At 55.5% G+C, this 19,949-nt stretch carries 14 protein-coding genes; 9 read left to right on the forward strand and 5 right to left on the reverse strand.

Going from position 1 to position 19,949, the window contains the following annotated elements; all coding sequences use genetic code 11:
- The first annotated feature begins 44 nt into the window (after window positions 1–44).
- The 3 genes from PT279_RS06840 to PT279_RS06850 are packed head-to-tail and all read left to right on the forward strand — an operon-like array spanning window position 45 to window position 1,815.
- On the forward strand, window positions 45–989 hold the full coding sequence (locus PT279_RS06840) for a hypothetical protein (RefSeq protein ID WP_277166672.1): 945 nt from the start codon (window positions 45–47) through the stop codon (window positions 987–989).
- On the forward strand, window positions 986–1,534 hold the full coding sequence (locus tag PT279_RS06845; RefSeq protein WP_277166673.1) for a DUF3180 domain-containing protein: 549 nt from the start codon (window positions 986–988) through the stop codon (window positions 1,532–1,534). Before PT279_RS06840 ends, PT279_RS06845 begins: the two co-directional genes overlap by 4 nt.
- A gap of 23 nt (window positions 1,535–1,557) precedes the next feature.
- A complete protein-coding gene (locus PT279_RS06850; protein ID WP_277166674.1) occupies window positions 1,558–1,815 on the forward strand; it encodes a hypothetical protein in 258 nt (85 codons plus the stop codon).
- A gap of 92 nt (window positions 1,816–1,907) precedes the next feature.
- Here the strand turns inward: PT279_RS06850 and PT279_RS06855 are convergent, their stop codons facing one another.
- Window positions 1,908–2,834 carry an acyl-CoA thioesterase domain-containing protein gene (locus tag PT279_RS06855; RefSeq protein ID WP_277166675.1) on the reverse strand — a complete coding sequence of 309 codons (927 nt, stop codon included), beginning with the start codon at window positions 2,832–2,834 and terminating at the stop codon, window positions 1,908–1,910.
- Window positions 2,835–3,003: 169 nt separating this feature from the next.
- Window positions 3,004–4,680: an energy-dependent translational throttle protein EttA gene (gene ettA / locus PT279_RS06860; protein ID WP_277166676.1), complete on the reverse strand. Its 1,677-nt coding sequence runs from the start codon at window positions 4,678–4,680 to the stop codon at window positions 3,004–3,006.
- A 327-nt stretch (window positions 4,681–5,007) separates the two neighbouring features.
- Between ettA and PT279_RS06865 the strand changes: the two genes are divergently transcribed.
- On the forward strand, window positions 5,008–5,898 hold the full coding sequence (locus PT279_RS06865; protein ID WP_277166677.1) for a dioxygenase: 891 nt from the start codon (window positions 5,008–5,010) through the stop codon (window positions 5,896–5,898).
- A 35-nt stretch (window positions 5,899–5,933) separates the two neighbouring features.
- Here PT279_RS06865 and PT279_RS06870 read toward each other — a convergent pair whose 3' ends face one another.
- Window positions 5,934–6,350: a peptide deformylase gene (locus PT279_RS06870; protein ID WP_277166678.1), complete on the reverse strand. Its 417-nt coding sequence runs from the start codon at window positions 6,348–6,350 to the stop codon at window positions 5,934–5,936.
- A gap of 294 nt (window positions 6,351–6,644) precedes the next feature.
- Here PT279_RS06870 and PT279_RS06875 point away from each other — a divergent pair, with 294 nt between their 5' ends.
- Both PT279_RS06875 and PT279_RS06880 read left to right on the forward strand, forming a co-directional pair.
- Window positions 6,645–8,702 carry a DEAD/DEAH box helicase gene (locus PT279_RS06875; protein WP_348519378.1) on the forward strand — a complete coding sequence of 686 codons (2,058 nt, stop codon included), beginning with the start codon at window positions 6,645–6,647 and terminating at the stop codon, window positions 8,700–8,702.
- 223 nt (window positions 8,703–8,925) lie between these two features.
- Window positions 8,926–11,541, forward strand: a complete 2,616-nt coding sequence (locus tag PT279_RS06880) for an excinuclease ABC subunit UvrA (RefSeq protein WP_277167041.1) — start codon at window positions 8,926–8,928, stop codon at window positions 11,539–11,541.
- A gap of 124 nt (window positions 11,542–11,665) precedes the next feature.
- Here the strand turns inward: PT279_RS06880 and msrA are convergent, their stop codons facing one another.
- Window positions 11,666–12,625 (reverse strand): peptide-methionine (S)-S-oxide reductase MsrA, encoded by a 960-nt coding sequence (msrA, locus tag PT279_RS06885; RefSeq protein WP_277166679.1) that lies wholly within the window; start codon window positions 12,623–12,625, stop codon window positions 11,666–11,668.
- A gap of 279 nt (window positions 12,626–12,904) precedes the next feature.
- Between msrA and PT279_RS06890 the strand changes: the two genes are divergently transcribed.
- The 3 genes from PT279_RS06890 to PT279_RS06900 all read left to right on the forward strand — a co-directional run bounded on the left by PT279_RS06890 (window position 12,905) and on the right by PT279_RS06900 (window position 18,835).
- Window positions 12,905–17,059 (forward strand): SNF2-related protein, encoded by a 4,155-nt coding sequence (locus PT279_RS06890; RefSeq protein WP_277166680.1) that lies wholly within the window; start codon window positions 12,905–12,907, stop codon window positions 17,057–17,059.
- Window positions 17,060–17,086: 27 nt separating this feature from the next.
- Complete coding sequence (locus PT279_RS06895; protein ID WP_277166681.1) at window positions 17,087–18,034, forward strand: restriction endonuclease; 948 nt, start codon at window positions 17,087–17,089, stop codon at window positions 18,032–18,034.
- 75 nt (window positions 18,035–18,109) lie between these two features.
- Entirely contained in the window at window positions 18,110–18,835 is a 726-nt protein-coding gene (locus PT279_RS06900; RefSeq protein ID WP_277166682.1) for a sce7726 family protein, read from the forward strand.
- On the opposite strand, the gene PT279_RS06905 is transcribed toward PT279_RS06900, so the two are convergent.
- Window positions 18,814–19,947, reverse strand: a complete 1,134-nt coding sequence (locus PT279_RS06905) for a hypothetical protein (protein ID WP_277166683.1) — start codon at window positions 19,945–19,947, stop codon at window positions 18,814–18,816. The two genes, PT279_RS06900 and PT279_RS06905, sit on opposite strands and share 22 nt — an antisense overlap.
- Window positions 19,948–19,949: the final 2 nt, after the last annotated feature.

Raw genomic sequence — 19,949 nt, forward strand, 5'->3', positions numbered from 1 at the left:
ACATGTCGAATCCATTGATTGATGATTCGCGAAGATCGAGGGGCGTGACAGCTGATGGCACGCCCCTCGGCGTTGAGGCGTGTCTTTCGCTCTCGTTCGATGAGACGAGAAGCGAGGATGTCGCCGCCGGGGCCGAGGTGTGGCAAAGGGTGCTTCAAGCCGTTAAAAGCGGCAGGGTGCATGCCGAAGTCAGACTGAAGCTCGATGATGCTGCCAACATTCAAAATAGTGGCGGCGAGAGTGCGGACGGCTCAGATGAATCGGGCAGCAATACGATAGAAAATATTGTATTCGACGATGTTCCAGTAACTCTTGGTACAGGCCAAACCACTGGTGAAAATGGTGCCGGAATGCCAGGCGTGAGTGTAGCGCCTACCAAGGCTTCTCTGGCCGGCGCAACGATAGCCGAGCAACAACGTCAGGATGAGGCTCAAAAGGCGCAGGATCGGCAGCAGGACAATGTCGATGACGTCTATGTCGTGCCGCGCCGCGCCATCATCGCCATGCGCAGCAAAACCAGCGATGCCGCGAAGCGTTTCCGTTCCGTCATCGTTTCGCTGGATGCGGTGCCAGGCAATCAGGTCGAAGGGATTTCGCCGCTCTACCACGTCATGGGCATTGACAGCTCGGATGCCAGCGCCGCCGTCATCCAATTGACCACCAAACTGAAGCCTCAGGCCATCGTCTCGTTGCTTGATTCCCTTTCGGGTTCACATGAAGGCGCCGTTACGTTGCGGTTGGTCGACGTCGAGGGCGAGGCTATGAGCCCCGATCAAGCGGCTCAGGAGATGGCCGAAGATGTCGCCTATGCCATCGAGTTGCCGTTGGACGCGGCGAAAAAACAGGCCGAAATCCTTGCGCCATGGCTCGATATGGATCCCGACGCACGGCTTGACGGCGATCCGGTCTCCTTCCTGCTCGCGATGGCACCAGATGCCGCCCGCGTCGGCAAGGTTGACGACCGCTGGATACTGGGGGATACGCAATGAGTGCACGAAGGACCCCATGGTGGTATTACGCAATCGCAGCGCTGATTGGCTTGCTCCTCGGCGCGATATTGGTCAAATCCGATGAGATGAGCGGTCTTTCGCTGATCGGAGCCCCTTGGTTCGTCGCGTTTATTTTGGTTTTGCTGGGTGCGGCGGTTTTGATATTGGCGTTGCAGGTCCATCAATACGCCATCACTGACCCGAAAAAACGCAAAAGCTGGATCGACCCCACCAAAGCCGTCTACACGCTGGTGCTGTGCAAGGCGCTGGGCCTTGCCGGTGCCGGGCTTGCCGGCTGGTATATGGTACAGGTGCTGCTGACCTTGCCGCATTGGGGTATTCCGTATTATCAGAATGTGATTATCCAATGCGGAGTGACCACTGTCATCTGCATCGGTGACATGGCGGTGGGCATCATCGGCGAATGGCTTTGTCAGCTTCCGCCGAGCGAAGGTGCCGAGAATCCGAAAATGAAGGCTGCCAAGCGCCGCGAACGTCAGCGCAAGCTTGCAGCGGGCTCCATGGGCAAGAAAAGCGATATCTGATTCAACCGAAAGGACACAACGAAGTGCTTAAACGGACGTTTGAAAAGAACGGTGAACCCTACGACTTGTTGGTTTCCGAACCGCAACAGGCGGATTCCGGGGAATTTTGGACGAAAGTGACGTTGGAGCATGACAGCGATATCGTATGGTCGCATCAAATCGGGGGTATCGACGGTGTTCAATCGACGTTGCTGGCTTTGGGGCTTGCGCGTAGGTTGCTCGAAAGCGATGGTGGCTTCACGTTCCTTGACAATGAAGACCTGATGCTTCCTGATTTTTAGAGTAAAAGGGTTATAACATATAAAATTCGACGGATGGATTAGCCTGAACCTTTCCATCCGTCGAATTATTTGGTTCCAATAAGCGACGAGATCTACTTTTTCTTTTCGTCTTTCTTTTCCGGGACTCGGATGGTGGCTTCCTGTGTCATCGCCGCCAGAAGCCTACCGTCAGCCGAATAGACCTTGGCGATGCCCAATGCGCGGCCGTGGCCGGCGACCGGAGCATCCTGCACGTAAAGATGCCATTCGTTCATGTCGATATTGTCATACCACCACATCGAGTGATCGATTGAAGCATAGAAAATGCCCGGCGTGGAAATGCTCAGACCTGCGCGGCGCAGATCCGGCTCCATCATCACCTGGTCGCACTCGAGCGCCAGCAGCGCGCGGTAGACGTTTTGCGACGCCTTGACCGGGCTGGCCATGCGCATCCAGACCATCTGCTTGCCAGAATCCTTGTTGGCACTTTCCTTGTCGGGCTCGAGCATCACGGTCGGGCCGATGTGGCGGATGTCGAACGGCGACTGAGAGGCATAGTATTTGGCGAACCCGGATTTTTCGGCGTAAGGTTCCATCAGGTCCTTGGCACTGGTGAGCGTTTCCGGGTCCGGCAGATTTTTAGGCATATCGTCGTTGAACTCCACACCGGCTTGCCCGGCTTTCTGCAGGCTCACCGTGGCAGTGAAGAGTAGCTGATTGCCCTGCTTGGCGTCCACGCGGCGAGTGGAGAAGGAACGGCCGTCGCGCAGCGATTCGACCTCGTAGCGGGTCTCCTCGTCGAGCTTGCCGACCTTGATGAACGTGGCATGGACGGAATTGGCCACCTTGTCATCGTCGGCGGTGTCGGCCGCGGCGATGATGGCCTGAGCCGTCATCTGGCCGCCGTAGATGCGTTCGGTGGGGTAGTAGAGGTTCGTGGCGTCATGGAAGACGGTGCGTCCGCCTTGCTCCTGCCCGGCCTTCAGCTTGAGCGCCTCAACCGCTTCCTGCGCTGCGTCGCCTGCCTTGACTTTCGCCATGTCACTCCTCGATTCTGTCGAATTAACGCTTATGTGAGTCTATCCGCGCCGCCCAACTTTTAGCCCGAATTTCGCCAGTATCTGAACCTGTTGGATTTTCATAGAGCTGTGATAAAAACGGTGCCCCGACCATAGAATCGGGGCACCGTCAATGTTTCTGTTATTCAGCTCAACGCGTCAATTTGCGATGGATGCGATGAGGGCGGGAGGCCTCCTCGCCAAGACGCTTGACCTTGTCTTCCTGATACGCCTGGAAGTTGCCTTCGAACCAGTGCCACTTGGCCGGGTTGTCGTCATCGCCTTCCCAAGCAAGGATATGCGTGGCGATGCGGTCGAGGAACCAGCGGTCGTGGGAGATGACCACTGCGCAGCCGGGGAACTCGATCAGCGCGTTTTCCAGCGATTCCAGCGTTTCGACGTCCAAATCGTTGGTGGGCTCATCGAGCAGCAACAGGTTGCCGCCCTGCTTCAGGGTCAGCGCGAGATTCAAACGGTTGCGTTCACCGCCGGAAAGCATGCCGGTGAGCTTCTGCTGGTCGCTGCCCTTGAAGCCGAAGCTGGCAACGTAGGCGCGGGTCGGCACTTCGACGCCGGCGACCTCGATGAAGTCGTTGCCGTCGGAAACGGCCTCCCAAAGGTTCTTGTTCGGGTCAAGGCCCTCGCGGTTCTGGTCGACGTAGGAGATTTTGACGGTCTCGCCGATTTTGAGTTCGCCGCTGGTGAGCGGTTCCTTGCCGACGATGGTCTTGAACAGGGTGGACTTGCCGACGCCGTTGGGGCCGATGATGCCCACGATGCCGTTGCGCGGCAAGGTGAAGGAGAGGTCGTCGATCAGCACGCGGTCGCCGAAGGCCTTATGGATATGCTCGGCTTCCAGCACCTGCGAGCCCAGACGCGGCCCCGGCGGGATGACGATTTCGGAGAAGTCCAGCTTCTTGGAATTGCGCGCCTCGTTCTCCATCTCGTCGTAGCGTTCGAGCCTGGCCTTGTTCTTGGCCTGACGAGCCTTGGGGGAGCTTTTGACCCAGTCCAGCTCGTTCTTGAGCCGCTTGGCGAGTTTGGCGTCCTTGGCGCCCTGGATCTCCATACGCTTTTCTTTGGTCTCCAAGTAAGTGGAGTAGTTGCCCTTGTAGGGGTAGAGGTGGCCGCGGTCGACCTCGCAGATCCATTCCGCCACGTTATCCATGAAGTAGCGGTCGTGGGTCACGGCGATGACGGCACCCTTGTAGGAGTGCAGGAACTGCTCGAGCCAGAGGATGGATTCGGCGTCGAGGTGGTTGGTCGGTTCGTCCAGTAGCAGCAGGTCGGGGGCTTCCAGCAGCAGCTTGCACAGCGCCACACGACGGCGCTCGCCGCCCGAGCAGACCTTGACCGGGGTGTCGGGGTCTGGGCACTGCAAGGCGTCCATGGCCTGTTCGAGCTGGGAGTCGATGTCCCAGCCGTCGGCGGCGTCGATCTCTTCCTGCAGCTTGCCCATCTCGGCCATCAATGCGTCATAGTCGGCGTCCGGATTGGCCATCTCCTCGCCGATTTCGTTGAACCGGTCGACTTTCTTGGTGATGTCGCCGAAAGCGGCCTTGATGTTCTCACCGACGGTTTTGTCTTCGTCCAGCGGCGGTTCCTGCTGCAGAATGCCTACGGAATAGCCAGGAGTCAGCTTCGCTTCGCCGTTCGAGACGGTCTCCTGCCCGGCCATGATCTTGAGCAGGGTCGACTTGCCCATGCCGTTGGGGCCGACGACGCCGATTTTCGCGCCCGGCAAAAAGCTCAGGGTCACGTCGTCAAGGATCACACGGTCGCCATAGGCCTTGCGAGCATTGATCATCTGGAAAATGAATTCAGCCAAGTATTCGTTCCTTCGTTCTGATGTGTGCTATGTCTCATTGCGTTTCAAACATTCCGCAAGGTTTGCTCTACCCGCGGATTCAAGCCAATTTTGGCATATCGAGTAGACGTTTCAAGCATGGTTTCGCCTTCCGTTCAATGTTGGTTTTGCATATTTTGTCAAGAAATGACGCTTACTTGGGAACAAAAGGCGGCGGTGATATGTTGGGTCTGGTAATGTGCTCGTTTCAACCTGTATGTCGTTAAGTCATACGATAGGCGGTTTCGGATATGGCGGACACGACTGGCGGATTGAGAAGTACTGGTAACCCGTGAAGGGAGCGGCACGATGGAACAGGAACTGACCAACTTTCGGGCGAACCTGCCTGAGGCTTTGCCTATTGAGAATCCTCTGAGCTCGGCTGATGCCCGGGTGCCGGTCGAAATCGAACAATCCTCCGGACTGCTCCTGGAGGGTAAGCGCCTGCGTTCGTTCGCCTATACCACCGACGCTGCTGTAATACATAATACCAATGCCGACGCCATTCTCGCCGTCTATCCGTTCACCGGCCAGCCGGTCATCAACCAGGCCGTGCTTTCCGTGGCGCAGGCCCCGGTTTTCGTCGGTGTCGGCGGAGGCACCACCACCGGCACGCGCGTCCTCGAGCTCGCCGTATTCGCCGAGATGCAAGGTGTTGCCGGCGTCGTGCTCAACGCTCCCAGCGAGGTCGAGATCGTCCGCGAGGTCGCCATGACCGTGCATGTTCCCGTGATGGCCACGGTCGTTCAGTGGGATGATATGGTGCAGCGCAAGATCGAGGCGGGCGCCAAGATCATCAACGTCGCCGCCGGCAGGAACACCGCTGAAGTTGTCGCCCACGTCAAGGACCGTTACCCGGAGATTCCGGTGGTCGCCAGTTCCGGCGGTTCGGCCGAATCGATCCGTGAGACCATCGAGGCCGGCGCCAACGCGCTTTCGTGGACCCCGCCGAGCGCTGCTGACCTGCAGAAGCAGATGATGGATCGTTACCGTCGTGGCGAAACCGGCCATACCGATGGCGCCCAGAGTGCCCCGAATGCCCCGTTTGCCAACGTCAACGCGAACGGTACGGCCAAGAGTTTCTACACCTCCACAGCCAGCATGGGTCACCCTTACACGGATGTGCCGCCGGCCAAACAGCCGAGCCCGCGCCACAAGAAGCAGACCCCGCCGAATGGGACCATCGTCGAATCGAACTGAGCGGGAAATTCGGAGTTCGGATTTTCGGCAACGTCTCAGATGAGCACGCCGTTGCAGTGATCGATTTCGTGCTGGATGATTTGTGCCGTCCAGCCGCTGAAATTGGCGATACGCTCCTTGAATCTCCTATCTTGGTAACGTACCCGTATCGTCTCGAACCTTGTCGTCTTTCTGGTTGATTCAAGCGAAAGGCAGCCTTCCTCCGTTTCGTACGGACCCGTCTTTTCGATGATTTCGGGATTGAACATCGTCATTACACGGCCGGTCAGCTCGTCGTTGAATGCGATAATTCGTTTGTGCTCGCCGATCATGTTCGCAGCCATGCCTACGCATCGTTCGGCATTCGCTTCGAGCGTATCCTTCAGATCCTGCGCGCAGCTCAAATCGTCCGGTGTGGCTGGGGAACTGGGCTGGGCGAGAAACGCTGGTGAAGTCATGATGGGTTGCTGCATGGTGTCATCCTTTGTGAGTGGTCTGTGTCGTTCCTTGACTTCCAACGATAGTATTCAATTTTTATTACCACACGAATGCTGAATCCTCGCAGAAGAAGCAGGAATTGTCTCTATCGTCGTTGTGGGGCGCGTCTGATATAGTGAATTGTCCATTGAGAAGCCGGGGTCCGTTTACGTGTATGAGACAGGTCGGCTTCAATCTTTTGAAAGGCTATTGTGCCGAAGCGTCGTACTCATAAAAATAATTCAGACAACTCTGCCGATTTTAAGGGCGGAGACTATGCAGGCTCGGAAATGAATAATCCTGATTCCTATAACTCAACGAAATCCAAATCGAAACAGGTCGAAGAAGCGGCCGAAAGCGCTGCTGCGTACGCCAAGTCCGGCGATCAGCCCGAGCGCACCTTCGCCGAACTCGGCGTGCCGGGGCCGCTGGTAAGCGTCCTGGCCCGCGACGGCAAAACCGTCGCCTTCCCGATTCAAGCCGATACACTTGGTGATTCGCTGGCAGGGCGCGATGTGCTTGGCCGCGGTGAGACCGGAAGCGGCAAAACGCTGGCATTCGCCATTCCGCTGGTCACTCGTCTTGGCGAACAGGGCGAAGGCGAGACCGCGATGCGCGATTTCAAACGCATGGACCGCAGCAACCGCAAGGCGCAGAAACGCGCGATGTTGCCTCATCCGCATGGGATGATTCTTGCTCCTACGCGCGAACTGGTCAACCAAATCAATGAGGTTGTGGCCCCACTTGCCGCCGCCTACGACATGCAGACCGCCACCATCTACGGCGGGGTGAAATACAGCCGTCAGATTTCCGAACTCAAGGCCGGTGCCGAAATCATCGTTGCCTGTCCGGGGCGTCTTGAGGATTTGCTGCGTCAAGGCGCACTGTCCATCGAAGACGTTGAGGTTGCCGTGCTTGACGAGGCCGATGAAATGGCCGATATGGGCTTCCTGCCGTCCGTGCAGCGCCTGCTTGAGCAGGTTGACCCGAACGGCCAGCGCATGCTATTCTCCGCCACACTCGACCATGGCGTCGATAAGGTGGTCAAGCAATTCCTGCACGACCCGAAGATCCACGAGATTGCACCCGCCGACGCGCAGGTCGATACCATGACCCATCACGTTTTCGAGGTTTCGCAGGGCAACAAATATGAGGTCATCCGCGAGCTTGCCAGCGGCAAGGGCAAGCGCATCCTCTTCACCCGCACCAAATACCAGGCCAAGAAGATGGCCGACAAGCTCGTCAAGGAGGGCATCCCGGCAGTCGACTTGCAGGGTAACCTTTCGCAGAACCAGCGCGACCGGCACTTGGCCGCGTTCACTTCCGGGGATGTCAACGTGCTGGTGGCCACCGATGTGGCTGCGCGTGGCATCGACGTCAGCGACGTGGCGATGGTGGTGCAGACCGAGCCGCCCGAGGACTCCAAGTCGTTCCTGCATCGTTCGGGACGTACCGCACGCGCGGGCGAATCTGGCGATGTGGTCACACTCGTTCTGCCTCAGCAGCGCCGTGATGCGCGTCAGATGCTGCATCGTGCCGGTATCAAGGCCAAGAGCCAGCAGGTTGTTCCGGGTTCCCCCGAACTTGAAGAGCTGGTGGGGGAGCACGCTCCGCTGGTCGAAGGCTGGACGCTGACCGTTCCGGTCGTCAACCGCAGGGCCGGACGCACCGGTCGCGGTGGGCGCAACGAGGGCCGCGGCGGGCGAGGCAGACGCGGCGGCTACGGGCGTAAGGATCGTGGCGGACGCCGTGACCGTAACAATCGGCATGAAGATTCCGGACGCTCGTTCAATAAACGCGGTCGTGACGATTCCGGCGAAGGCTTCAACGAGCGCGGCGGACATGACGGTGGATTCAATGATTCTCGAGATTTCAGCGATTCCCGCTCGCGTGGCGGACGCCGTGACGGGCATAAGAACCGCAACCCGCGTTACGATGATGGCCAAGGTCCGATTGACGGCCGTTCTTCACGCGGTCATCGCGATGACCGTCGCTCACGCGATTTCTACGACGACGATTACCGCAAGGGCAGCGGCAAGCGTTCTCGCCATTCCGATTATGATGATCGCGGCCAGCGCGGCGGCAAAGGCAAAGGCCGCTACGGCAAGCGTTCCGGCGGACGTAACGGCGGTTATTCCGAGGGCTATGGCGATTCCTACGGCTCCGGAAAGTCAAACCGTCACGGCGGCTATGGCAAGTCGGGCAGTCGTGGACGTGACGAGGGCTACGAAGGCCGTTCCGGCAATCGCGGACGCGACGGCAACCGCAACCAGCGCTCCCGCAAGGCCGACGGCTTCCATCGCTCGCATGGCAAGCGCAACTCGACCCCGTTCCGTCGTTCCCGCTGAGAAGTGGTAGACGGCGGCTTGGTACTCGCTACTTGCCGGCCGCAACCTGATTTATCAAAGGTGTCATGGGATAACCCATGGCACCTTTTTGTTGTCGTCAGAAAAGTGCGGGGTTGATCGTATAAAATGTGTTCTCTGACGTAGACACTGCGATTATGCTCGCATGTGAAATCGGGCAGGTACGGCGGATAGAGTTGTCATTGTGAACAACGACGAGAATGGAATGCATAAGACGGGCTCGAGGAACGGTAATGGTAATACAAAAGTTCCTAGCTTGAATAAAGCAGAAGGTTCTTCGGTACCGCAGGCCATCGAAGTGCGTGGCGCTCGCGTCCATAATTTGCGAGACATCGATGTTTCCATTCCTTTGAATGAACTTGTCGGCATCGCGGGGGTTTCAGGTTCAGGCAAATCCTCGCTGGCGCTTGGCGTGCTATACGCCGAAGGTTCGCGGCGCTATCTTGACGCACTTTCGACCTACACCCGCCGGCGAATGACGCAGGCCGAGAAGCCACAGGTCGATTCGGTGCGGTTCATTCCGCCGGCTTTGGCGTTGCGTCAGCGGCCGGGCGTCGGTGGTATGCGTTCGACGTTCGGCACTTCCACCGAAACGTTGAACGTGCTCCGGTTGATGTTCTCGCGTCTGGCCTCACACCGTTGCCCGAACGGGCATTATCAAAAGCCGACGCTCGATGTCGCCGCCGAGATTCCCATCCATTGCGCGGCCTGCGGTGCACTCGTAGAGCCTCCAAGTGCTGAGCAGCTGGCGTTCAATTCCACTGGTGCCTGCCCGAAATGCCAGGGAACCGGAACCATCCACGAAGTCAACGACGCCGCTCTGGTTCCTGACGAAAACCTCACCATCGATGAAGGCGCCGTCGTGCCGTGGCGGACTTTCGGTTTCAACGTCCAGCCCGATATCGTGCGCGAATTCGGCGTGCGCACCGATGTCCCGTTCAAGGAACTGACCGACAAGGAACGTGACATCGTCTTCAACGGCCCGGAAGAGAAGAAGCCCATCACCATTACTTCGGTCAAAGGCGTCCATCATCTCGGCTTCACATTCCGCAACGCGCGGCTGACGGTGACCAAGGAGCTCGACCGCGCCAACGATGAGAAACGGTTGGCGAAGGTCTCCAAGTTTTTGATCGAGCGGACCTGCCCGGATTGCGGTGGATCACGCCTTAACGAAGCGGCAAGAGCTCCAAAAATCGGCAAATACAACTTGGCCGAAGTTACGGCTTGGCCGTTACGCAAGGTGCTTGAATGGGCAAAGACCGTGCCGGATTCGTTGCCGCAGGATATGCAGCAGATGGCCGACAGCTTGGTCGATACCTTGGAAGACATGGGCCGCAGGCTTATTCAGCTTGGCTTGGGTTACTTGACGCTTGACCGTGCCAGCGCCACGCTTTCAACCGGTGAGCGCCAGCGTGCCCAGCTTTCGCGTGCCGTGCGAAATGAAACCACGGGCGTGCTGTATGTGCTCGACGAGCCTTCCACAGGTCTGCATCCGGCCAATATTGAAGGGCTTATTGGCGTGATGCGAGACTTGCTGGCTTCCGGCAATTCGGTGGTGTTTGTCGATCATGACGTTCATGTGCTCAACGCTGCCGATTATTTCATCGAAATGGGCCCAGGCGCAGGTAGCCGAGGCGGACGTATACTCGCGCAGGGTGCGCCGGCCGAAATACTGCGTAATCCGAAGTCGCGCATCGCCGGTTTCTTGGACGGCTCCCAACCTGTGGTCGTCCGCAAGCGCCTTGCATTGCCACCGGTTTCGAAAGCCGACTGGATCAGCATGAAAACCGATGCCATCCATACCGTGCATCCGCTGGACGTCGCCATTCCCCGCGGACGGATGACCGCCGTCACCGGCGTCTCCGGTTCCGGCAAGACCACGATGGTTTTGGAGTCTTTGATTCCGGCGTTGCTGGCGCAGGAAAACCATACGCCGCTTCCGTCCCATGTTCGCTCGCTTGATGCTGCCGGCATCACGCGCGTGCGTCTGGTAGATTCCACGCCGATTGGCATCAACGTGCGTTCGACGGTCGCCACCTACACTGGCATCATGGATATGTTGCGCAAGGCCTTCGCCTCGGCGGCTGACGCCAAGAAGCGCAAGCTCAAGGTTTCGGCGTTCTCCTACAACACCGGCTCCCTGCGTTGCCCGCAATGCGACGGCACCGGTCAGATTAGCCTCGATATCCAGTTCCTGCCGGACGTCACCATCACCTGCCCGACTTGCGAAGGACGGCGTTATCGTCCGGAAGTCAACGATGTGAGGCTCGCAACGCCGACGCATCCGCAAGGGTTGACGTTGCCTGAAGTGCTCGATTTGGAAGTGGACGATGCCCTCGATGTCTTTGCGCTGGATGACGATTTTGGCGAGGCTTCCGGCGATATGATTACCCCTGCTTTGCTCAGGCGCATCCACAAGGCGCTCAAAACACTTCACGACCTCGGTCTTGGCTACCTCACGCTGGGCGAGGACACCCCGAACCTTTCCGGAGGCGAGGCGCAGCGTCTCAAGCTTTCCAACGAGCTTGGCAAACGGCAGAGTACGTCACTGTTCGTCCTCGACGAGCCAACTACAGGCCTTCATCCCCTTGACGTCCGAACCCTGATTGACGTGCTGCAACGTTTGATAAAAGGTGGCGCAACGGTGGTCTTCATCGAGCACGATCTCGACATGATCGCCAACGCCGACTACGTCATCGACATGGGTCCCGGCGGCGGCGAGGAAGGCGGCACAATTGTAGCCACCGGTACTCCAGACGACATAGCCGATAATCCCGCGAGTGTTACCGGCCATTACCTAGCCAAACACTTGGCGAGCTGAAACAGTTGCCGAGGTTAATGTAATCGACTGCTAGAAACCGTTGGAATGAAGCCGATTGGGGTTCCGGTCTCGTCACTTCAGCTTCGACTGGCTTTATTCCGTCTGAGGTTTCCGCAGGCTTAGCTCACTGAGCGCTGTCAAGCATCTTCAGATACTTTCCGTACCCCTGCGCCTCCATCTGGTCGCGCGGAACGAAACGCAGCGAGGCCGAGTTCATGCAGTAGCGCAGTCCTCCCCGGTCCTGCGGTCCGTCGTCGAAGACGTGCCCCAGATGAATCTGCGAGTTGGCGGTGCGGATCTCGGTACGCGGCCGTCCGGGCAGCTTGGTGTCACGATGTTCCGTCAGAGCAGACGCATCGATCGGCTTGGAGAACGCCGGCCAACCGCAGCCCGCGTCGAACTTATCGGTGGAGAGGAACAGTGGTTCTCCACTCACGACGTCGACGTAGATGCCCGGCTCGAAGTTTTGATCGTACTTGTTGGTGAACGGAGCCTCGGTCGCTGCCTTCTGCGTCACCGCGTACTGCTCGGGGTCGAGGTCCCAGACGCGCTCGATGTAGCGCTGACGCTTGCCGACGTTGAGCAACTTGGCCACCGGAATGTGGCAGTATTCGCCGGGGTTCTTGTCGAGATAATCCTGATGGTAGGTTTCGGCGGGGTAGAAGTTGCGCAGCGGCTCGACGATCACCGCTGGTTCGCGCCCCTCGCGAGCGGCAAGCTCCTGCAAAGCCTTCTGATATATGGCCTTCTGCACTTCGTCGAGGCAGAACATCGCGGTGCGGTACTGCCGTCCGGTGTCGTTGCCCTGCTGGTCCACCGAGAACGGGTCGATGACATCCAGAAACAGCAACGTCAGCGTCCGCAAGGTCACGCGTTTCGGATCATAGCCCACGCGCACTGTTTCGGCCGCGTCGGTGGCACCGGAGCAGACCTCTTCGTACGACGGATTCGCCTTGAGAGACTGCGCGTAGCCGACCTGCGTGTCAGTCACCCCGTCGACGCCCTGGAAATACCGTTCGACGCCCCAGAAGCATCCTCCCGCGAAGTATGCGGTCTGGGTTTCTGCGTTATCTGTGTCCGTCATGTCTCCTCCATATCAATTTCCTGCCATAGTAATTATTCGCGTGTTGTTGACAGTGTCTCACAAACCGCAGTAAAAGGACACGGCGCGTTCAATTTAGGCTTAAATACTGCGTTTTTCGCCGCTTTCTTGCGCCCGTTTTAGGAAGACACAGGATTTCACCGAATTTCTAAAAGGAGTAGAATAGAAGTTTGCGGTCTTTGATATTCGATGATGATATTTGACAATATCGAAACTGGTTACAGACGGAAAGCGAAACGGCAGCGAAAAGGGGAATGCGATTTGGATTGGCATGCGTCGGTGTACGGGTCGAGAACCGGTGGCTCTGGGGGATTCGGGCTTGGATCAGGTTCCGACAACGATACGTTCGGCGGGATTGCTGATCCTGACGGCGGCGTGACTTTCGGTGCGGCCGAGCCGGCCGTTCCCGAAAAGGTCTTGCGGCAGCGCGGTGGCAAGGCCTTCTATCGCGCCTACGAGGTCATTTCCAGCGGGCGTATGCACAATCTGACCTGCACTCCCGGTGAAGATGGCACGTTGCTGGCCGCCTCCGTGGAGGCTGCCGACGAATTCGCGGACGATTACGCGGTGAGTGCCCGCATCGATGAAAATCATGGTGAGATCATTGACTCGGACTGCACCTGCCCGGCGTTCGGGCGGTTTGGGACCATCTGCAAGCATGTCATCGCGCTGATAATGCAATACAATGACACGCCGCAGAAGTTCGAGGAACTCGGCAATGGTGTGGTCGCAAGCGGCTCGCGGGGCGGCGGGGGAATCGGCGCTCGCCGCCAGAAGGTCGTTCGTCGCACCTCGCGGGTGCTGCGTTCGTTCATGCAGCAGGAGGATACCCAGCTTCAGGAACAGGCCAAGAACCGTCAGCTGGATCTCTTGAAGGAGGTCAGCAGCCGCGCTTCCGGCGATATCGGCAGTGGGGTGGCGCTGAGCCGTCACATGCCCATCGGCTCGGTTGTGCTGCGCCCGATGCTCGAAAATTCGGGGCGTGATTGGTATCTGCGTCTGCATATCGCTGTTCCTTCCAAGGGCATTTCCTACGTCGTCAAGGACGTGCGTGCGCTGGTCGAGGCCGTGCAGCGACGCGAATTTGTGACGTACGGTAAAAAGCTGGCGTTCGTGCATTCCCGCGATTCGTTCGACGAACGTTCACGCTCGATTCTGGCCATTCTCGGCCGTGCCATCGAGATCCGCAAAAGCGTTTCCGGCGATTACGAGTTTTACCAGAGCAAGGTGGAAGCCCAGGAAATGCGGCTTTCCGACGACGAGACCGCGGAACTGCTGGATTTGTTCATCGATGCCGATGTAACGTTGGACTATGTGCCGCTTCACGGCAATTTCGCTTCGGCAATTCCGGTTCGTGTGATCGAAGGGGATCCTGATTTGGGTCTTGAGGTCGTCCGCGCCGATGATGAGGATGATACGGACGATAGTGCTTTATCGTCGGTCCAGAAATCTGTGCGACAAAATGACGATAAATCATCGCAAAAAACCGGTTATGTTATCCGTCATTCCCTCAATATCCAAAAATTCATCATCGGACGAGGCTCGTCGTTCGTAGTCGTCGGGTCACCGGACACCAGCGGTTCGTTCGGTTTGGATACCCCCGAAATCCACCGCTGTTCCAATGCCATAATTTCGAACCGCAACCTGCTCGGGGTGCTTTGTGCTTCAGACGAACGCGGGGATTTGTACTTAAGCGACGACGATATCGAAGAGTTTTCGCGCACGGTGCTTCCTGCGCTCGATCCGGTCCGTGATGATGGTGACGATGACACTTCCCACGAAGGTATTGCCGTGAAGCTACCGCCGGAACTTGTCAAAATGCGCCGCGTGCCTTGCCATATCGAAACGTATCTGGACCGGGACAAGAAGGGCATCACCTGCGATGTGCAGGCGCGATATGGTGACGAACGTTTCCATGTCTTCTCTGGTATTGGCCCCAATGAGCCGGTTGCCCGTGATCGCGAGACCGAACGTCTTGCCGTGGAGGCTGTGCGTCAGTACTTCCCGATGCCAGACGGCCCGATAGCGCGTATCGACGAGGACAACGACAAGGCGATTTACAAGCTTCTGAACGAGGGGCTTCCCGTTTTGCGGGGCCTCGGAGAGGTGTTCTCCACACCGAGTTTCGACGGTCTTACGTCCTCGCCGCATCCTGTTTTCAAGATCGGTCTCTCCATCAAATCCGGCTTGGTCGAAATCTCGCCGATTGCGGACGAAATCGACCCGTCCGAAGTGCCGGCGCTGCTCAACAGCTATCGCAAGCGTCGTAAGTTCCATCGTCTGCGCAACGGCGCTTTCGTCAACATGGCCGACGTCGACACCAGCAAATTGGACGAGGTCAGCAGCGACCTGGGTCTGAAGCCGGTCGATCTCGATTCTGGCGCTGTTTCCGTGCCTGCATATGAGGCCTATTATCTCGACAACCAGGCGGACGACGAAGACAAAAGCGATGAATTCCGTAGCTACTTGAACGATCTGCGCGTCATCGACCCGAAGACCTACAAGGTGCCGAAGTCGCTTGCACATGTGCTGCGGCCGTATCAGGTCGAAGGATTCCGCTGGCTCAACGCAGTGTCCGACAAGGGCTTCGGCGGTATTCTTGCCGACGAGATGGGCTTGGGCAAGACCGTGCAGATGCTTTCATACTTGGTGTCGCGGCGCGACGAGCAGCGCCAAATCGGGCCGAATCTTATCGTCTGCCCGGCCTCGCTGGTTTACAACTGGGCCGCGGAATGTGCCAAATTCGCCCCCGAGCTCAACGTGCAGGTGCTTGCCGGTTCCAAGGCCGAACGTCGCACGACTCTGAAGAATACGAAGGCTTGGTATGAAGGCAGGAAAGCACGGAATCAAAAGAATACGGATGGTGCACAGCCGAGTTTCGATATTTCGACGGATGATTCCGACCTTCTGAACCACAATCAGATGCTCTCTGAATCCGATATGGAACTACAGACTTCTAATCAGTTGGTCTCGGGGGAGCGGCGGACTCATAAGCTGTCGGTTTCTGCTGTACGCGCCGATAATCCTGTTATATCTGCGTCGGACGACGACGGCTGGCAGAGCGCCAATAGCCCCCAGCAGATAGATGACGATGACACCGCACAATGGGTCGCACCCGACGTTTTGATTACTTCATATGACCTGCTGCGCCGCGATATCGACGATTACGACGGTCTCGAATGTTATTGTATGACACTTGATGAGGCGCAATATATCAAGAACCATGCCACCAAGTCAGCTCACGCCGTGCGCTCCGTCAGCGCGTGCCACCGTTTCGCCCTGACTGGCACGCCGATCGAGAACCGGCTTTCCGAGCTGTGGAGCATCTTCGATTTCCTCATGCCCGGCATGCTCGGAGCCTACAAGCACTTCCGCGACCGTTTCGAAATGCCGATTCTCTCCGGCGACGAAAACGCACAGGCTAAGCTGCAGGCGTTCGTCGGCCCGTTTATTCTGCGGCGTCTCAAGTCGCAGGTTTTGAAGGATTTGCCGGACAAGATTGAGAACGTCATCACCGTCCAGCTTGAAGGGGAGCAGCGCAAGCTTTATGCGGCGCTCGAGCAGCAGCTGCGTGCCATGCTCAACAAACAGCGCGACATCGAATACAAAACGGGCAAGATTCAGATTCTCGCCCAGCTCACCCGACTGCGTCAGGCCTGCTGCGACCCACGACTGCTGTTCAGCAATGTCGGCAGCAACGTCGTCAAAAAGGATGCGCACGTCTGGGGTGCGCCGAGCCGCGAGATCGAACGCGCCGACGACGAACCGATTGACGAACTCAGTGAAACCGCCGATGCGTCGGCGAACGCGATTGTAGGTAATGACGGTTCGGTGGGTGCCGGCTCTTCGGATACCTCGAAAACTGGTGCCGCCACCAAGCCTCGCAAGGTCACGTCTGCTAAGCTCGATGCCATCGAAGAGCTGGTCTCCAGCTGCCAGGATGCCGGCCGCAAGATGCTGATTTTCTCCCAGTTCACCAGCTTCCTCGACCTGATCGCCGAACGTCTACGCAAGAACGGCGTCGCCTACAACGTCATCACCGGTGTCACCCCCAAGCGCAAGCGCCTCGAGCTGGTTGACCAGTTCAACTCCGACGACACCCCGGTTTTCCTGATTTCCCTGAAGGCTGGCAACACGGGCCTGAACCTCACGGGTGCCTGCGTGGTGGTGCATGCCGATCCGTGGTGGAACGCCGCCGCGCAAGAGCAAGCCACGGACCGCGCCCATCGCATCGGCCAGACCCAGGACGTCAACGTCTACCAGATCGTCGCCAAAGACACCATAGAGGAGCGCATCTTGAAAATGCAGCAGTCCAAGAGCGACCTAGCCCACCGTTTCGTAGACAAGGCTGGCACCGGCACCTCCGCCGGCATTTCGAACCTCACGAAGGACGATTTGCTGCAGTTGTTGGGGTAGGGATTATCTAAAGGTAATATTTTATTTATGACTGATTTCGGATACAGCGACAAGCTTATGCCAATATTAAAGACTTACGCGATTCCGCTGGTGATAGCTGTTGTCGGCGTCATTCTGGTTGTCTTGTTGCTCCGTGAGCTTTGGCAGCTATGGCTGAGGGGACGAGTCCGCAAAATCTGCAACGTCGAGGTGCCGAAAGGTGTCAGAATCGGTCATGCGCGAGATGTTGATGGAATCGGCACTTTCGTTTTGAATTACCCGTACTGGCAGTTTGCAAAGAAGAACGGTACTGCCGATCGACGGCATACGAACAATAAAATCTGCAAGTCGAAAAGCACGCTCAAAGTAGCCGGGTTCTCATTCAAGTCCAAGAACCCTCTGACTTTGTATAGCCTTGTTCTTGATATGAGGCATAACGGGAATTCAATCAGCTATTCTCGCATGGAATCGTTCAAACGCCAGCGTGTGGTCCAACGGACCAAGGCACACCAGCGTTCCGCATCCGTTCAGGAGATAGTGTCCAGTTTTTCATCGAATCCCACCGATTTCGAACCATTCTGTGCCGACTTGTATCGTCGCTATGGCTACCAGGTCGCTGTCACGGCGTCCAACAACGATGGCGGCTTTGATCTGAAACTGACCAAAGACGGCCGCACGTACATCGCGGAGTGCAAGTGTTTCGAGCCTAATCGTCACGTCGGTCTGCCGCTGTTGCGCAAGCTTGCCGGTGCCAATGAGATACAGCATGCGCAGGGGCTGATTTTCATCACGACCAGTACCTTTACCGCTCAGGCCGTCACCTACGCTCGCGAGTGCAACATGCAGCTGATCGACGGCAACACTTTGGTCCAGATGTGCCAGAAAGTCTGGGGCAACGCTCTCCCGCAGCAGGCCGTAGACCCAAGAGTTTTCGAGCTGACAGAAGACGATCTACTAGCACAGATCCCCGAGGACATGCAGTATAAGTTTGTGTAGTTGAATGAATTTAGTTCTTTTTGTTTTAGACTATTAAAGAAAATTGCGATTTAAACAGGTATCTTTTAAGATATTTTGAGTTTTGCAATTAAAAAACATATTAAGCTGTTTCGTTCAGAGATAGTAAATTTCCATTGGATTATATGGATTTTTACAAAAATTGCACAGGAGCTGTGTTTAAATAAACTTATGTCTCAACTCATAACGCATGACTCTGATATTCGTAGAGCTACTTGGAAAATGATTGAGAATCAGAGTAGTTTAATGACCCCTGATGTCAAAATTCTTGATGAGCTTGATATATGTGGGGAAGTCCGTGCAGACATTGCTGTCATTAATGGCCATCTTACAGGTTATGAATTAAAGAGTGAAAGCGACAATCTTGATCGTTTACCTAGACAAATTGAATATTATTCAAAAGTAATGGATTATTGCAATTTAGTTGTAGCTCCAAATCATCTTGAACAATCATTAGAAATGCTTCCTGGCTTTTGGGGCATTTATGTAGCAAGAACATCACAAAGAGGAAATGTCTTTTTACGCAAGTATAGGTCTGCACATACAAATAAAACCAGAGTTGATCCCTATTCCGTAGTTCAGTTTTTATGGAAAGATGAAGCTTTAGACGTGCTAAGACAGTACGGCTTGAGCAAAGGCCTCTATAACAGACAACGTAGCTATATCTGGGAAAGGATTGTACAAAACTTCACTCTTTCCCAGATTAGGCTAATTGTGCGGATAAAGTTGAAAGATAGGCAAAACTGGCACGATGAAAGCAACTATTGCAATTCTGCTAACTGATTAAGAACAGTCTCTACGTGGTGCAGTGTCGATTGCGCGATCCATGTTGCGGGATTTCCGTACTCTCTTCTGCTCGCTTCTCCTTTTGCCCTTTTTACAATCCAAGTATCTGCCTGACAATGATTCGGATTGAAACCTGGCAATTTTGAAATGGCTTCGAGCACTGGTTTAACGGATATGCCCCCTAAACTTTCATCTGCCTTATTGCTTTTATAGAGACCGCCTTTTGCAATATACCAATTGTCATCAGAAGTGTATTTGAATTTTCCAGAAATTTGAATGAATCTAGGGTCAATACCAAGTGTGTGATATAGACCTACGGTGCCATAATCTCCAAAAATTAAATTTTGACAATCTCCCTGTATTGATTTCCAATTAAGCCATTCGAATCTTGGATATGGAGTGAGTATTTTAGTAAATTGTTCTGTGTCTGGTATAGATGTTGAAAGTAAAATTATTGAGCATTCTGGGAATTTCTCATTGAGAGACTGAATCAGATCCATTGCTGTTTCGTATTCGGATAAGTCATCAGGCTTTTGAAGATCAATTATTAAGTAATAATGTGAATATGCTAAATTTAAATCATCCATCCAGTCTTTTAAGTTATCAAAATTACGAGAATCCCATGAGGTAAACGGCATTCGAACTGCGGCATTCTCGCAAAGATTCGAATCTAGCATATTTTTAATTTGTGTTGAATCCTCATTTGTGAGGTCAAGAGTATGCGAAACTGGAATGAAATTGAAACCAGATAATTCTTTTGCCTCCATAAATGTTTGAGTTAAGGTAATCGTGTCTTCATTTTCGGTGATCCCTACATTTGAGCCATCAAGGAAAGCTGGTAAATCTTTATTCCATGAAGAAGCGATTCGATTTATTTGTGATTGTATAAGAGTTTTATTGTTTTGTTCATTTTCGTTGTTTTCCTGTGTCTGATTATCTTGTTCGTTTTCATTGTTTTCTTGTGTTTGCCAGCCGTTAACCGGGAGAAGTTCAAATAAGGGAATAAAACTATTTTTGTGAGGATTATTGGCTATATTTAAGAGCTTAATAGCAGTCATTTCTCCTTGTTTTACAAGGATATGCGGGGTATAAATATTTTGCCCGTTCATGT

Source organism: Bifidobacterium sp. ESL0784, assembly GCF_029433295.1.
Lineage (GTDB): Bacteria > Actinomycetota > Actinomycetes > Actinomycetales > Bifidobacteriaceae > Bifidobacterium.

Bases quoted from the DNA above. Each gene is read 5' to 3' on its own strand.
- PT279_RS06845 (WP_277166673.1), top strand. From the start codon at position 986: ATGAGTGCACGAAGGACCCCATGGTGGTATTACGCAATCGCAGCGCTG.
- PT279_RS06855 (WP_277166675.1), bottom strand. From the start codon at position 2,834: ATGGCGAAAGTCAAGGCAGGCGACGCAGCGCAGGAAGCGGTTGAGGCG.
- PT279_RS06865 (WP_277166677.1), top strand. From the start codon at position 5,008: ATGGAACAGGAACTGACCAACTTTCGGGCGAACCTGCCTGAGGCTTTG.
- PT279_RS06870 (WP_277166678.1), bottom strand. From the start codon at position 6,350: ATGCAGCAACCCATCATGACTTCACCAGCGTTTCTCGCCCAGCCCAGT.
- PT279_RS06875 (WP_348519378.1), top strand. From the start codon at position 6,645: ATGAATAATCCTGATTCCTATAACTCAACGAAATCCAAATCGAAACAG.
- PT279_RS06880 (WP_277167041.1), top strand. From the start codon at position 8,926: ATGCATAAGACGGGCTCGAGGAACGGTAATGGTAATACAAAAGTTCCT.
- msrA (WP_277166679.1), bottom strand. From the start codon at position 12,625: ATGACGGACACAGATAACGCAGAAACCCAGACCGCATACTTCGCGGGA.
- PT279_RS06895 (WP_277166681.1), top strand. From the start codon at position 17,087: ATGACTGATTTCGGATACAGCGACAAGCTTATGCCAATATTAAAGACT.
- PT279_RS06905 (WP_277166683.1), bottom strand. From the start codon at position 19,947: ATGAACGGGCAAAATATTTATACCCCGCATATCCTTGTAAAACAAGGA.